The sequence below is a fragment of the Caulobacter sp. 17J80-11 genome (assembly GCF_014349105.1).
Taxonomy (GTDB): domain Bacteria; phylum Pseudomonadota; class Alphaproteobacteria; order Caulobacterales; family Caulobacteraceae; genus 17J80-11.
In genome coordinates this window covers 1-12,877 of sequence record NZ_JACSJI010000025.1, presented here as the reverse complement: position 1 = coordinate 12,877, position 12,877 = coordinate 1, and the positions used below count along the sequence as shown (strand labels likewise).

The 12,877-nt window shown below is 70.1% G+C and carries 13 protein-coding genes; 10 read left to right on the top strand and 3 right to left on the bottom strand.

Annotated elements, in window-relative coordinates; all coding sequences use genetic code 11:
- Positions 1–2: 2 nt before the first annotated feature.
- On the bottom strand, positions 3–1,040 hold the full coding sequence (tdh, locus tag H8B08_RS18175) for an L-threonine 3-dehydrogenase (protein WP_370545533.1): 1,038 nt from the start codon (positions 1,038–1,040) through the stop codon (positions 3–5).
- Positions 1,041–1,066: 26 nt separating this feature from the next.
- Positions 1,067–2,281 carry a glycine C-acetyltransferase gene (locus tag H8B08_RS18170; RefSeq protein ID WP_187451614.1) on the bottom strand — a complete coding sequence of 405 codons (1,215 nt, stop codon included), beginning with the start codon at positions 2,279–2,281 and terminating at the stop codon, positions 1,067–1,069.
- A gap of 118 nt (positions 2,282–2,399) precedes the next feature.
- Here H8B08_RS18170 and H8B08_RS18165 point away from each other — a divergent pair, with 118 nt between their 5' ends.
- The 4 genes from H8B08_RS18165 to H8B08_RS18150 all read left to right on the top strand — a co-directional run bounded on the left by H8B08_RS18165 (position 2,400) and on the right by H8B08_RS18150 (position 5,240).
- Complete coding sequence (locus H8B08_RS18165; RefSeq protein WP_187451613.1) at positions 2,400–3,092, top strand: dienelactone hydrolase family protein; 693 nt, start codon at positions 2,400–2,402, stop codon at positions 3,090–3,092.
- Positions 3,064–3,783 carry a phosphoribosyltransferase gene (locus H8B08_RS18160; RefSeq protein WP_187451612.1) on the top strand — a complete coding sequence of 240 codons (720 nt, stop codon included), beginning with the start codon at positions 3,064–3,066 and terminating at the stop codon, positions 3,781–3,783. Before H8B08_RS18165 ends, H8B08_RS18160 begins: the two co-directional genes overlap by 29 nt.
- A gap of 93 nt (positions 3,784–3,876) precedes the next feature.
- Entirely contained in the window at positions 3,877–4,734 is an 858-nt protein-coding gene (locus H8B08_RS18155) for a nuclear transport factor 2 family protein (RefSeq protein WP_187451611.1), read from the top strand.
- A gap of 122 nt (positions 4,735–4,856) precedes the next feature.
- Positions 4,857–5,240 carry an MliC family protein gene (locus H8B08_RS18150; RefSeq protein WP_187451610.1) on the top strand — a complete coding sequence of 128 codons (384 nt, stop codon included), beginning with the start codon at positions 4,857–4,859 and terminating at the stop codon, positions 5,238–5,240.
- Positions 5,241–5,244: 4 nt separating this feature from the next.
- Here H8B08_RS18150 and H8B08_RS18145 read toward each other — a convergent pair whose 3' ends face one another.
- On the bottom strand, positions 5,245–5,589 hold the full coding sequence (locus H8B08_RS18145; RefSeq protein WP_187451609.1) for a DUF1622 domain-containing protein: 345 nt from the start codon (positions 5,587–5,589) through the stop codon (positions 5,245–5,247).
- 171 nt (positions 5,590–5,760) lie between these two features.
- Between H8B08_RS18145 and H8B08_RS18140 the strand changes: the two genes are divergently transcribed.
- The 6 genes from H8B08_RS18140 (at position 5,761) to H8B08_RS18115 (ending at position 12,723) form a co-directional block, all read left to right on the top strand.
- Entirely contained in the window at positions 5,761–6,759 is a 999-nt protein-coding gene (locus H8B08_RS18140) for an HAD family hydrolase (RefSeq protein WP_187451608.1), read from the top strand.
- Positions 6,760–6,943: 184 nt separating this feature from the next.
- Entirely contained in the window at positions 6,944–7,420 is a 477-nt protein-coding gene (locus H8B08_RS18135; protein ID WP_187451607.1) for a hypothetical protein, read from the top strand.
- A gap of 158 nt (positions 7,421–7,578) precedes the next feature.
- A complete protein-coding gene (locus H8B08_RS18130) occupies positions 7,579–8,052 on the top strand; it encodes a YidH family protein (RefSeq protein WP_187451606.1) in 474 nt (157 codons plus the stop codon).
- Entirely contained in the window at positions 8,049–9,020 is a 972-nt protein-coding gene (locus H8B08_RS18125; protein WP_187451605.1) for a formylglycine-generating enzyme family protein, read from the top strand. Before H8B08_RS18130 ends, H8B08_RS18125 begins: the two co-directional genes overlap by 4 nt.
- Positions 9,021–9,091: 71 nt before the next feature.
- On the top strand, positions 9,092–11,488 hold the full coding sequence (locus H8B08_RS18120; RefSeq protein ID WP_304516291.1) for an arylsulfatase: 2,397 nt from the start codon (positions 9,092–9,094) through the stop codon (positions 11,486–11,488).
- Positions 11,489–11,820: 332 nt separating this feature from the next.
- Positions 11,821–12,723 (top strand): DUF2092 domain-containing protein, encoded by a 903-nt coding sequence (locus tag H8B08_RS18115; protein ID WP_187451604.1) that lies wholly within the window; start codon positions 11,821–11,823, stop codon positions 12,721–12,723.
- Positions 12,724–12,877: the final 154 nt, after the last annotated feature.

The window sequence follows — 12,877 nt, the reverse complement described above, 5'->3', positions numbered from 1 at the left end:
CTTTAGGCCGCCTTGTCCCAGTCGAGCACGACCTTGCCCGAACGGCCCGACTTCATCGCCTCGAAGCCTTCGACGTAGCGGTCGTAGCTCAGGCGGTGGGTGATCAGCGGGGTCAGGTCGACGCCGGCCTTCAGCAGGCCCAGCATCTTGCGCCAGGTGTCGAACATCTCGCGGCCGTAGACGCCTTTGATGGTCAGCGCCTTGAGGATGATCTTGCCCCAGTCGGTCTCCATCGGCCGGGACGGAATGCCCAGCAGGGCCAGGCCGCCGCCCATGATCAGGGTGTCGACGCACTGGTTGAAGGCCGACGGAGCGCCCGACATCTCCAGCGCCACGTCGAAGCCGACCTGGATGCCCAGCTCCTTCATGACGTCCTTCAGGTCTTCCTTGGCGACGTTGACGGTGCGCACGTCGGCGACCTTGCGGGCCAGGTCCAGGCGGTACTCGTTGACGTCGGTCAGCACCACGGTGCGGGCCCCGGCGCGGCGCGCCACGGCGGCGGCCATGATGCCGATGGGCCCCGCGCCGGTGACCAGCACGTCCTCGCCCACCAGGTCGAACTGCTGGGCGGTGTGCACGGCGTTGCCGAACGGATCGAGCATGGACGCCACTTCGAACGACACGTCGTCCGGCAGCGGGATCACGTTGAAGGCCGGGGCCACCACGTATTCAGCGAAGGCGCCCTGGCGGTTCACGCCGATGCCGCGGGTGTTCGGGTCCAGGTGGAAGTGGCCGGCGCGGGCGGCGAAGCTGTTCAGGTCGATGACGTGACCTTCGGCCGAGACGCGCTGGCCGATCTTCAGCGGCCGGTCGACGTCCTTGCCGATCTCGACGATTTCGCCGGAGAACTCATGGCCGGTGATCATCGGCACCGGCACGTTCTTCTGGGACCACTCGTCCCAGTTCCAGATGTGGATGTCGGTGCCGCAGATGGCGGTCCGCTTCACACGGATCAGCACGTCCTCGGGACCCGGGGTCGGGATCGGGGCCTCGATCAGCTCCAGGCCCTCGGCCGGCTTCATCTTGGCCAGGGCCTTCATGGTCGACGTCATGGCTACCTCTACAGTCAGGAAATCACGCCCAGCTCGCGGCCGACCTTGGTGAAGGCGGCGATCGCGGCGTCGACGTGGTGCGGCTCGTGGGCCGCGGACATCTGGGTGCGGATGCGGGCCTGACCACGCGGCACCACCGGGAAGGAGAAGCCGATCACGTAGATGCCTTCTTCCAGCAGTTTGGCGGCCATGTCCTGGGCCAGCTTGGCGTCGCCCAGCATCACCGGGATGATCGGGTGCTCGCCTTCCAGCAGCTTGAAGCCCGCCGCGGCCATGCCGGCGCGGAAGCGGGCGGCGTTGTCGAACAGCTTCTTGCGCAGCGCGTCGCCTTCCGGGCCGGCGGCGATGCGGATCGCCTCCAGGCTGGCGCCGCAGACGGCCGGCGACAGGGCGTTGGAGAACAGGTACGGCCGCGCGCGCTGGCGCAGCAGGGCGACCACTTCCTTGCGGGCGCAGATGAAGCCCCCCATGGCTCCGCCCAGCGCCTTGCCGAAGGTGCCGGTGACGATGTCGACACGCTTCTCCACGCCGTTCCAGGCGCCCGAGCCGCGGCCCTGCGGGCCCAGGAAGCCGGTGGCGTGGCAGTCGTCGACCATGACCAAGGCGTCATACTGGTCGGCGAGCGCGCACAGCTGGTCCAGCTTGGCGATGTAACCGTCCATCGAGAACGCGCCGTCGGTGGCGATCATGATCTGGCGCGCGCCGGCCGCCTTGGCCTCCGCCAGCTTGGCCTCCAGGTCGGCCATGTCGCTGTTGGCGAAGCGGTAGCGCTTGGCCTTGCACAGGCGCACGCCGTCGATGATCGAGGCGTGATTCAGGCTGTCGGAGACGATGGCGTCCTCCTCGCCCAGCAGCGGCTCGAACACCCCGCCGTTGGCGTCGAAGGCGGCCGCGAACAGGATGGAGTCCTCGTAGCCGAGGTAGTCGGCGATGGCCCGCTCCAGCTGCTTGTGGATGTCCATGGTGCCGCAGATGAAGCGCACCGAGGCGGTGCCGGCGCCCCAGCGCTCGGAAGCTTCGATCGCGGCGCGGGTCACGCGCTCGTCGCCGGCCAGTCCCAGATAGTTGTTGGCGCAGAAGTTCAGCACTTCGCGCTCGCCGCCGCCCGGCAGCTTCACCCGGATCTCGGCGCCCTGGCGGGAGGTGATCACGCGCTCGGGCTTGGTCAGGCCCTGGGCATCGATGTCGGCGAGTTCGCTGCGAACCCGGCCGTAGAAATCTTCACGCATGCGGGCGTCCTTTCGTCGGCGGGACCGTTACTGCGTTCGCGCTCCCATTTCCACCACCTCCTCCGCCGCAGGAACCATGCCTCCCCGATGGGGTTGAGCCCGGAACGGAGGGCGAGCCATGGCCGAAAGCAAAGCCCCGCAACCCCGAGAGGTGGTGATCGATCCCCCCGGCGTCGGCGCGTTCCTGGACGTGCCCGACCGCGCCAAGGGCCTGGTGATCTTCGCGCACGGCAGCGGCTCCAGCCGTTTCAGCCCACGCCACGCCTATGTGGCCAAGGAGCTGAACCGCGCCGGCTTCGCGACCCTGCTGGCCGACCTGCTCACCCACGGCGAGGAGGAGGACCGGCGCAACGTCTTCGACATCGAGCTCTTGTCGAAGCGGCTTCTGCGGGTCGCGCAATGGGCGTCGGAGTATCCCAAGACCCGCGACCTGCCCGTCGGCCTGTTCGGGGCCAGCACCGGGGCCGCCGCGGCCCTGGTGGCGGCGGCCGATCCGCACCTGAACCCGGCCTGCGTGGTCTCGCGCGGCGGCCGTCCGGACCTGGCTGGCGAATACCTGGCCGAGGTGCGCAGCCCCGTGCTGCTGCTGGTCGGCAGCCTCGACGGTCCGGTCATCGATCTGAACAAGATGGCCTACGACCGGCTGAGCGACGCGACGCTGATCATCGTGCCGGGCGCGGGCCACCTGTTTGAGGAGCCCGGCGCCATGGACGAGGTGGTGCGCCAGGCGATCGACTTCTTCGGCCGGCACTTCGCCGGGCCCGCGGCACGGGAGGACCACCGTGGCGTTCCGCGCCCAAATCTTCGCTGACCGCCGCGACGCCGGCCGCCGGCTGGCCGCCGCCCTCGAACACCTGAAGGACCAGGCTCCGGTCGTCCTCGCCCTGCCGCGCGGCGGCGTGCCGGTCGGCTTCGAGGTGGCCAAGGCCCTGAAGGCGCCGCTGGACGTGCTTCTGGTGCGCAAGATCGGCGCGCCCGGCCACGAGGAGCTAGGGGTCGGCGCCGTGGTCGACGGGCCGGAGCCGCAGATCGTCGTCAACCAGGAGATCGCTCAGCACCTCGGCCTCACCCGCGCGTGGATCGAAGAGGGCGCGAAACGCCAACTGGAGGAGATCGAGCGGCGGCGGAAACTCTATCTGGGCGACGTCCCGCCGGTCCCCCTGGAAGGGCGCACCGCGGTGGTGGTCGACGACGGCATCGCCACCGGCGGCACGGTGCACGCGGCGCTGAAGGCGCTCAGCCGCTCCAGCGCCCGGCGCGTGGTGCTGGCCGTGCCGGTCGCGCCGCCCGAGACCATCGCCCAGCTGAAGGGCGAGACCGACGAGGTGGTCTGCCTGGAGACTCCCGACCCGTTCATGGCGGTGGGAATCTTCTACGCCGACTTCGCCCAGACCGGCGACGAAGAGGTCGTGCGCCTGCTCAAGGAAGCCCGCGCCTGGGCGCCGGCGTCCGCAGCGAACCGTCCTGGCGGGCCCGAACCGCGCCCCTCGCCGCGCGGCTGATCCTCCCGGCGTCGGCCTTCGTCGCACCGTGCTGGCGACTGCAACTTGGCTATGTCTCCTTCCGCCGCGAAGGCGGAGGAGAATAATCGCCCAATGCGCAGCACCACGATCCTAGGCGGCGTGATCGCCGTCCTGTTGGCGACCACCGCGTCGGCCAAGACCCCCGCCGCCACCGCCGACGACGTCGCCGCCGCCGAGCGCGCCTTCGCCGCCCTGGCGCAGGAGGTCGGCGTCGTGGACAGCTTCCGCGCCAACGCCGCGCCCGAGGGCATCGTCTTCACCCCCGATCCGACCAACGCCCAGGCCGACCTCGCGAAGCAGAAAAGCGAGAAGGGGCCGCCCTTCCTGAAGTGGTGGCCGATCTGGGCCGGCGTGGCCGCCTCCGGCGACCTCGGCTTCACCACCGGCCCGGCCACCTATGACGACAAATCCATCGGCTACTACTTCACCGTCTGGGCCAAGCAGCCGGACGGCACCTGGAAGTGGCTGCTGGACCACGGCTCCGGCCCGACGACGGGCGACCTGCCGGGCGTCGACACCCCGCTGGCCCGCCTGGCCCCCACGTCGGCGCGTTCGCCGTCCGCAAAGCGGGCCTTCGCCGGCGTGCAGGCCGCCGAGGCCCGCCTGAACGCCGGTCTGGCCGCCGACCCCGCCGGCGCCTTCGCCGCGGTCTTGGTCGACGACACCCGCGTCATGGGCCTGGGCACGCAGCTGACCGCCGGCCGCGAGGCCGCCGTCGCCGCCCTCGCCCGCCGTCCGAGCGGCATGACCGCCACGCCGCTTTCCGGCGCCGCCTCCAAGGCCGGCGATTTCGCCTACACCTACGGCGACGTGCGCTGGACCGGCAAAAACGGCCCGCGGCGCGGCCACTACGTGCGCATTTGGCAGAAGCGGGCCGGCGGCTGGCGGCTGATCTTCGACGAGGTGGTGATGGTCCGCCAGCCAGGCTGAGCCCGGCCGCCTACAGCTTCTCCGGCCGCGCCCTCCGGGTTCGGCCCGAGCGCGGCGGCGAAACCGCGCGGCTCGCCGCCGGTTTCCGCCCCGCGCGGCCGGGTCCGCGCCCGGAGAAGCCCATGAAGCGCGCCTTCCTCCCCCTCGCCGCCTTCGCGACCGCAGCGGCGCTGACCGGCTGCGCCAGCGACGCGGAGATGTCGTCGTCGGCCGGCTCGGGCGCGACCACCACCTCCGCCCGCTACACCTGCACCGACGGCTTCGCCTTCGGCGTCCGCTTCACCACCGAGACGCAGCAGGTGATGACCTTCAAGCGGACGGTGCCGACCACCCGGACCACCGCCACCCTGCTGCTGCAGAACGCCCCCTCGCCGATCCTGGAGGGCCAGCCGGTCGGCTCGGGCATCCACTACGCCGGCCAGGGCTACGACCTGCGCGGCAAGGGCGACGCCGCCACCCTGACCAGCCCCGACGGCAAGGTGCGCGACTGCCGCGCCGGCGCCTGACGGCTCACGCCTTCTTGCCCTCTTCGAAGCTCGACAGGTCCCGCTCGAGGAACCAGCTCAGCGCCGTACGGATCGTGGCGATGGCCGCCAGTTGGCCGATGTCGTCCCAGGTCGGCGCGACCGCCGTGCGGACGATGTCGGCGCCCAGCGCGAACTCCAGGGCCAGCAGGATCCAGGAGGCGAAGCGCAGCCAAATCTCCCGCTTGGACTGCGTCGTGCCAGTGCGGTGAACCGCCTGCCAGACGAGGCGGCCGGCCGCCTCCAGCGCGCCGATCGCCACCAGGGCGACGGTGGCGAACTCCGCGCCGCGGGCGACCACTTCGACCAACACCTCCAGCCACGTGCGCATGCCGGCCTCCACGGGCGTGAGCAGAGCAGCCCGCAGGGCGTAACGACATCGGGGCTATTCCCGATCCGCGGCGAGAAAGGCCCCCGGCCCCGGGACATCCGCTCCGGATTTCTCCGGATGGCGGGGGAGCGGCTGCGATGATGCATTCCGCCCTCGCCCCGGAGGCCGTCTGTGACGTTCGAGCTCAACCGCCGCAGCTTCAGCCTTGCAGGCTTGGCCGCCGCCCTCGGCCTCGCCACGCCCGTCAGCGCGGCCGAGGATCCGCTGCCGTCCTGGAACGACGGTCCCGCCAAGCGCGCCCTGCAGGCCTTCGTCCGGCGCGTCACCACCCAGGGCCCGGACTTCGTGGCGCCGGCCGAGCGCATCGCCACCTTCGACAACGACGGCACCCTGTGGGCGGAAATGCCCGTCTACTTCGAGGTCCTGTTCGCGGTGGACCGGGGGCGCGAGCTGGCGGCCAAGGATCCGGCCCTGGCCGCGCGCGAACCGTTCAAGTCGCTGGTCGAGAAAGGCGCGGCCGGGCTGGCCGGCCTTACCCAGGCGCAGGTCGTGGAGCTGGTGGCCGTCACCCACTCGGGCATGACCACCGAGCAGTTCCAGCAGATCGCCCGGGCATGGTTCGCCACCGCCCGGCATCCGACCACCAAGCGGCTCTACACCCAGATGGTCTACCAGCCGCAGCTGGAACTGCTCGCCTGGCTGCGCCGCGAGGGCTTCAAGACCTTCATCGTCTCCGGCGGCGGGGTCGACTTCATGCGGGCCTTCGCCGAGCCGGTCTACGGCGTGCCGCCCGAGCAGGTGATCGGCTCCAGCGTCGAGACCCGCTGGGAGATGCGCGAGGGCGTCCCCGTCCTGGTCAAGCTGCCCAAGGTCAGCAGCGTCGACGACAAGGACGGCAAGCCGATCAACATCGACCTGCAGATCGGGCGCCGGCCGATCCTGGCCTTCGGCAATTCCGACGGCGACCTGGAGATGCTGCAGTGGACGCAGGCGGGACCGGGCGCGCGGCTGATGCTGCTGGTCCACCACGACGACGCGGTGCGCGAATGGGCCTACGATCGGGATTCCAAGATCGGACGCCTGGATAAGGCGTGGGACGCGGCGGTCAAGAACGGCTGGACGGTGGTGAGCATGCGGCGGGAGTGGAAGCAAATCTTCCCGCCCGAATAGTTACCAATTATTAACCGCACAGCGTCGCAACGGAACCCGTTGTCCGCGCCCGAATATTTTGGATTGCCAAAAGTTCACGGCCGCACCCGGAACATCACCCCTACCACAGTGGTAAAATGCGGGACTTCCTCGACGGAAGCTCTACCGAAAACATTCCGACAACTTGCACTCAAGAGGTTTCGATATGCGCAAGCTCCTCACCGGCGCCGTGTTCGCCGTCGCAACGCTTGTCCCCGCCGCCACCGTGTTCGCTTCCGATCCGTTGTTCGAACGCCAGAACTGGACCCAGGCGTCCGAACGCCGCTTCGACCGCGCGCTGGGCGACAACTACCTCCCCGCCTCGAGCCGTCCGGCCACCAAGATCGGCGAAGTGTCGATGGCCATGAACGATCGCGGCGACCTGTCCAACCCGCAGATGACCCGCTCGACCGGCGAAGCCAACGCCGACGCCATGCTGATGACCGCCGCCAACCGGCTGGACAACCTCCCCAAGCCTCCCTCCAGCGTCGCGGCCCGCACCGTGCTGCTGCGCGTCGCCTTCATCACCCCCTCGGGCGTGGCCCCGTGGACGCAGTTCCGTCAGGGCCGCCAGCCCTACGTCTATGTCGAGCAGGCCGAGCGCAACTCCGACTCCGTCGTGGTGATCGGCGCCGTCCGCTGATCCCCGCGCCGTCCGCACGCCCGGGTCCGACCCCCGGGCGCGGACCGCTACGGCCAGGCTTCTCGGGGCGCCCGCCGCGCAGGCTCAGGCGATCCCCCGATCCCCCAGCGTCCGCGTCCGTGCCCTACTGAGCGTTCCGCGGCAGGAGCGCGGCAGCGATGGCCGATCCCACTCCCCCGACCTCCGACGTCCTGATCGGCGGCGACGCGAGCACCACCCTCTCGTCGAACCGCACCGCCCTGTCGTTCGAGCGGACGCGGATGAGCGCCGACCGCACGCTGATGTCGGTGGTGCGCACGGCGCTGTCGCTGATCGGCTTCGGCTTCACCATTTCCGAGGCGTTTCACCAGTTGCACAAGGCCGGCTCGCTGGCGGTGGGCGACCATTCGGCCCGCAACTTCGGCCTGGCGCTGATCCTGCTGGGGGTCGCCATGCTGGTCATGGGCCTGGTCACCCACTCGCGCTTCAGCCACGAGCTGACCGACCGGCGCGAGCGGCTCTACTCGGCGCAGCTCATGCGCCGCTCGGTGCAGTACCGCATGACGCCGACCTTCATCACCACCGCCCTGTTGCTGGCCATCGGCGTCGCCGCCGCGCTCAGCATCCTCATCCGGATCGCCTATAACTCATGACCGCCGAAACCTTCGCCGCAGAGCCCGCCGCCACGCGTACGCCGCCGCGCCCCGGCATGGTGTGGATCGAGGGCGGCGACTTCCGCATGGGCTCGGACCGTCACTATGCGGAGGAGGCCCCGGCCCGGCGCGTCAGCGTCGACGGCTTCTGGATCGACGCCGAACCGGTGACCAACCGCCGTTTCGCCGAGTTCGTGGACGCCACCGGCTGGACCACCTTCGCCGAGCTTCCGCCCGACCCGAACGACTATCCCGGCGCCCTTCCCGAAATGCTGAGGGCCGCCTCGCTGGTGTTCACCCCGACCAAGGGGCCGGTCGACCTGCGCGCTTGCTTCAGCTGGTGGAGCTTCCAGGCAGGAGCGGACTGGCGCCACCCGACCGGACCGGACAGCTCCATCGACGGACTGGACGATCACCCCGTGGTCCACGTCGCCTGGCGCGACGTCGAGGCCTACGCCGCGTGGGCCGGCCTGGACCTGCCGACCGAAGCCGAATGGGAGTTCGCCGCCAAGGGCGGGCTGGACGAGGCCGAATTCGCCTGGGGCGACGAGCTGGAGCCCGAGGGCCGGCACATGGCCAACGTCTGGCAGGGGCGCTTCCCCTGGGAGAACCTGGCCCTGGACGGCTTCGTGCGCACCTCGCCCGTGGGCAGCTATCCGCCCAACGGCTACGGCCTCCACGACATGATCGGCAATGTCTGGGAGTGGACGAAGGACTGGTGGTCGGCGACCCGGCCGGTCGCGGCCGACAAGCCCTGCTGCGGCGCGCGCAATCCACGCGGCGGCCGCGAGGAGGACAGCTACGACCCGGCCCAGCCGCTGATCCGCATCCCGCGCAAGGTGCTGAAGGGCGGCTCGCACCTGTGCGCGCCCAGCTACTGCCGCCGCTACCGCCCCGCCGCCCGCCACGCCGAGCCGATCGACACCTCGACCAGCCACGTCGGCTTCCGCTGCGTGCAGCGGGCCTAGGAGCCCCTAGGGAGTTCCGCACCGGGCCCTCGGGCCGCCCCCGATGCCGGATGCGGGCGTGATCTGCGCCAATGCGTGCTCTCCAGACCGAGGGCGCAGCCATGGCCGACATCCAGCGCGAAATCCTGCCCATCCCTTCGCAGCCGTACGAAGGCTTCGTGGCCTACGACGCCAAGGATCCCGAGGCGAAGTTCCCGCCGATCCCGCAGCTGCGCCCGCCGAAGGGCGCGCCCAACGTCCTGATCGTGCTGATCGACGACGCCGGCTTCGGCGCCGCCAGCGCTTTCGGCGGCCCCTGCGCCACGCCCACGGCCGAGCGGCTGGCCGGCCACGGCCTGCGCTTCAACCGCTTCCACACCACCGCCCTGTGCTCGCCCACCCGCCAGGCGCTGCTGACAGGCCGCAACCACCACACGGTGGGCATGGGCGCCATCACCGAGATCGCCACCGGCGCGCCCGGCTATTCCTCGGTGCTGCCCAACACCTGCTCGCCGATCGCCCGCACCCTGAAGCTGAACGGCTACGCCACGGCCCAGTTCGGGAAGTGTCATGAAGTGCCGGTGTGGGAGACGTCGCCGGCCGGCCCCTTCGACGCCTGGCCCACCGGCGGCGGCGGCTTCGAGTACTTCTACGGCTTCATCGGCGGCGAGGCGCACCAGTGGTACCCCTCGATCTACGAGGGGACGACGCCGGTCGAGCCCGAGAAGACGCCCGAACAGGGCTACCACTTCATGGCCGACATGACCGACAAGGCGATAGCCTGGGTCGGGCAGCAGAAAGCCCTGATGCCGGACAAGCCGTTCTTCATGTACTTCGCGCCGGGCGCCACCCACGCCCCGCACCACGTGCCCAAGGACTGGGCCGACAAGTACAAGGGCCAGTTCGACGCGGGCTGGGACGCGCTGCGCGAGGAGATCTTCGCCCGGCAGAAGAAGCTCGGCGTCATTCCCCAGGACTGCAAGCTCACGCCCCGGCACAAGGAGATCCCCGCCTGGGACGACATGCCGGAGGACCTGAAGCCCGTGCTGCGCCGGCAGATGGAGGTCTACGCCGGCTTCCTGGAGTTCGCCGACCACCACGTCGGCCGGCTGGTCGACGCGCTCGACAAGCTGCACGTGCTCGAGGACACGCTGGTGTTCTACATCATCGGCGACAACGGGGCCTCGGCCGAAGGCACGCTGAACGGCACCTTCAACGAGATGATCAATTTCAACGGGGCCTCGGCGCTGGAGACGCCCGAGTTCCTGAACGCCCACATCGACCAGCTGGGCGGGCCGACCTCCTACAACCACTATGCGGTGGGCTGGGCGCACGCCCTGGACACGCCCTACCAGTGGACCAAGCAGGTCGCCTCGCACTTCGGCGGCACCCGCAACGGCACGATCGTGCACTGGCCGCACGGCGTGCGCGGCGAAGGCGAGTTGCGCACCCAGTTCCACCACGTGATCGACATCGCCCCCACCATCCTGGAGGCGGCCGGCATCCCCGAACCGGTGATGGTCAACGGCGTGCAGCAGAAGCCGATCGAAGGGGTCAGCATGCTGTACGCCTTCAACGACGCGAAGGCGGCCGAGCGGCACGAGACCCAGTACTTCGAGATGTTCGGCAACCGCGGCGTCTACCACAAGGGCTGGACCGCGGTGACCCGGCACAAGACGCCCTGGCTGCTGGTCGGCGAAAAGACGCCGGCCTTCGAGGACGACGTCTGGGAGCTCTACGACACCTCGAAGGACTGGACCCAGGCCGAGGATCTGTCGAAGCAGTTTCCCGACAAGCTGCGCGAGCTGAAGCGGCTGTTCCTGATCGAGGCGGCCCGCCACAACGTCCTGCCGCTCGACGACCGCGGCATGGAGCGGGGCGATCCCGACATCGCCGGCCGCCCGGTGCTGATCCGCGGGAACAGTCAGATCCTGCTCGGCGCGATGGGCCGGCTGTCCGAGAACTCGGTGCTTAACCTGAAGAACAAGTCGCACTCGGTCACCGCCGAGATCGACGTGCCCGACGCAGGCGCCGAGGGCGTGATCGTCGCCCAGGGCGGCAACATCGGCGGCTGGAGCCTGTACGCCACGGGCGGCAAGCTGAAGTACTGCTACAACTTCCTGGGCCTGAAGCAGTACTTCGTCGAGGCCGACGCGCCGTTGGCGCCGGGCAAGCGTCAGGTGCGCATGGAATTCGCCTACGACAGCGGCGGCCCGGGCAAGGGCGGGACCGCCACCCTCTACGTCGACGGCAAGAAGGTCGGCGAGGGCCGGGTCGAGGCCACCGCGGCCATCATTTTCTCGGCCGACGACGGTCTGGACGTGGGCCGCGACAGCGCCGCGCCGGTGTCGCCCGACTACGGCGCGCAAGGCAACGCCTTCAACGGCATGGTCCGCGGCGTGCAACTGGCCATCGCCCAGGACGCCAAGTCGGCCGACCACCTCGTCGACCCACAGCAGGCGCTGGCCGTCGCCATGGCCCGGCAGTAGGCGTCGGGTGTTTCCGACGCGGAATCCGGCATGTCCGCCGTCCGTGTCCGGTCCAGACCCGATGTCCCCCGAGGCGCGAACGTAGTCGAATGCGCCCGGGTCGGCCCTCCCCCGACCGGCCCGGCGCTGGCGGCGCCTGATCCGCTTTCTTTCCTCCCAGGCCTGAGGCGGCGCATCCCCTGCGCCGCCTCCTTCTTGTGCGCGCGGCGGTCGACACGAAAAATAGCCGCGTTATTCCGGCGTTCCGCCGCCCCGCCTGAGGGTTTGACCTGATTGGCGGGCGACCGCCCCGAGGCGACTTTGCCGTCGTACCTCGGCGGAAGGAGTTGGCCATGCCACGGACCACGGCGGTTCAGACGGACTTCGCGACGGCGCGACGGCTGCTCGCCGCGACGGCGGGCGCGACGGCCGTCGTGCTGGCGCTTCCCGCCCCGGCCCCCGCCCAGACTCCGCCCCCCACACCGGCCCAGACGCCCCCCGCAGCCCAGCCCGCAGTGCAAAAGCCGGTCGCGGCTCCGGCCCAGGCCGGCCCGGTTCAGGCGCCGCCGGCCGTGGACCCGAAGGTCATGGACGCGCTGAACAAGATGAGCGCCTTCCTGCGCGACCAGAAGGTGTTCGAGCTGACCGCCCGGACCACCAACGACGTCGTTCTGGACGACGACACCGTGGTCAAGTTCGACGGCGTGAACACCTATAAGGCCAAGCGCCCCGACGCGCTGTTCGTCGACGTCGACACCGACCGCAAGCGGCGCGAGTACTTCTACGACGGCAAGACCTTCACGATCTACGCGCCGCGCCAGAAGTACTACGCCCAGGTCGCCGCGCCCGGCACCATCAAGGAATTGCTGGACAAGCTGCAGGACGACCTCGGCATCGACATGCCGCTGGACGACCTTTTCTATTGGGGCACGCCGGACTCCGACTTCAACCAGCTGACCTCCGCGCAATACATCGGCTACGCCCGGGTCGACGGCCACGACACCGACCAGTTCGCCTTCAGCCAACCCGGCGCCGACTGGCAGCTGTGGATCGACCGCGGCGACCAGCCCCTGCCCCGCAAGCTGGTCATCATCCACACCGACCAGGACGAGCGGCCGCAATACGAAGCCCGGCTGGACTGGCGCCTGCGGCCCAACTTCACCGCCGACGCCTTCACCTTCAGCCCGCCGGCCGACGCCAAGCCGATCCAGGTCGTCTCGCTCCGCGCCCTCCAGCAGGAAGGAACCGCGCCATGACCTCCTTCGCCAAGCGCGCCGCCCGTCTGATCGGCGGCCTCGTTCCCGTCCTGGCCTTCATCGTGATCTCGACGCCGTTCGACGCCGACGCCCGGCCCACCCGCGGGGGCGGCGGCGGCAGCATGCGCGGGGGCGGCGGCGCCCGCGCCGGCGG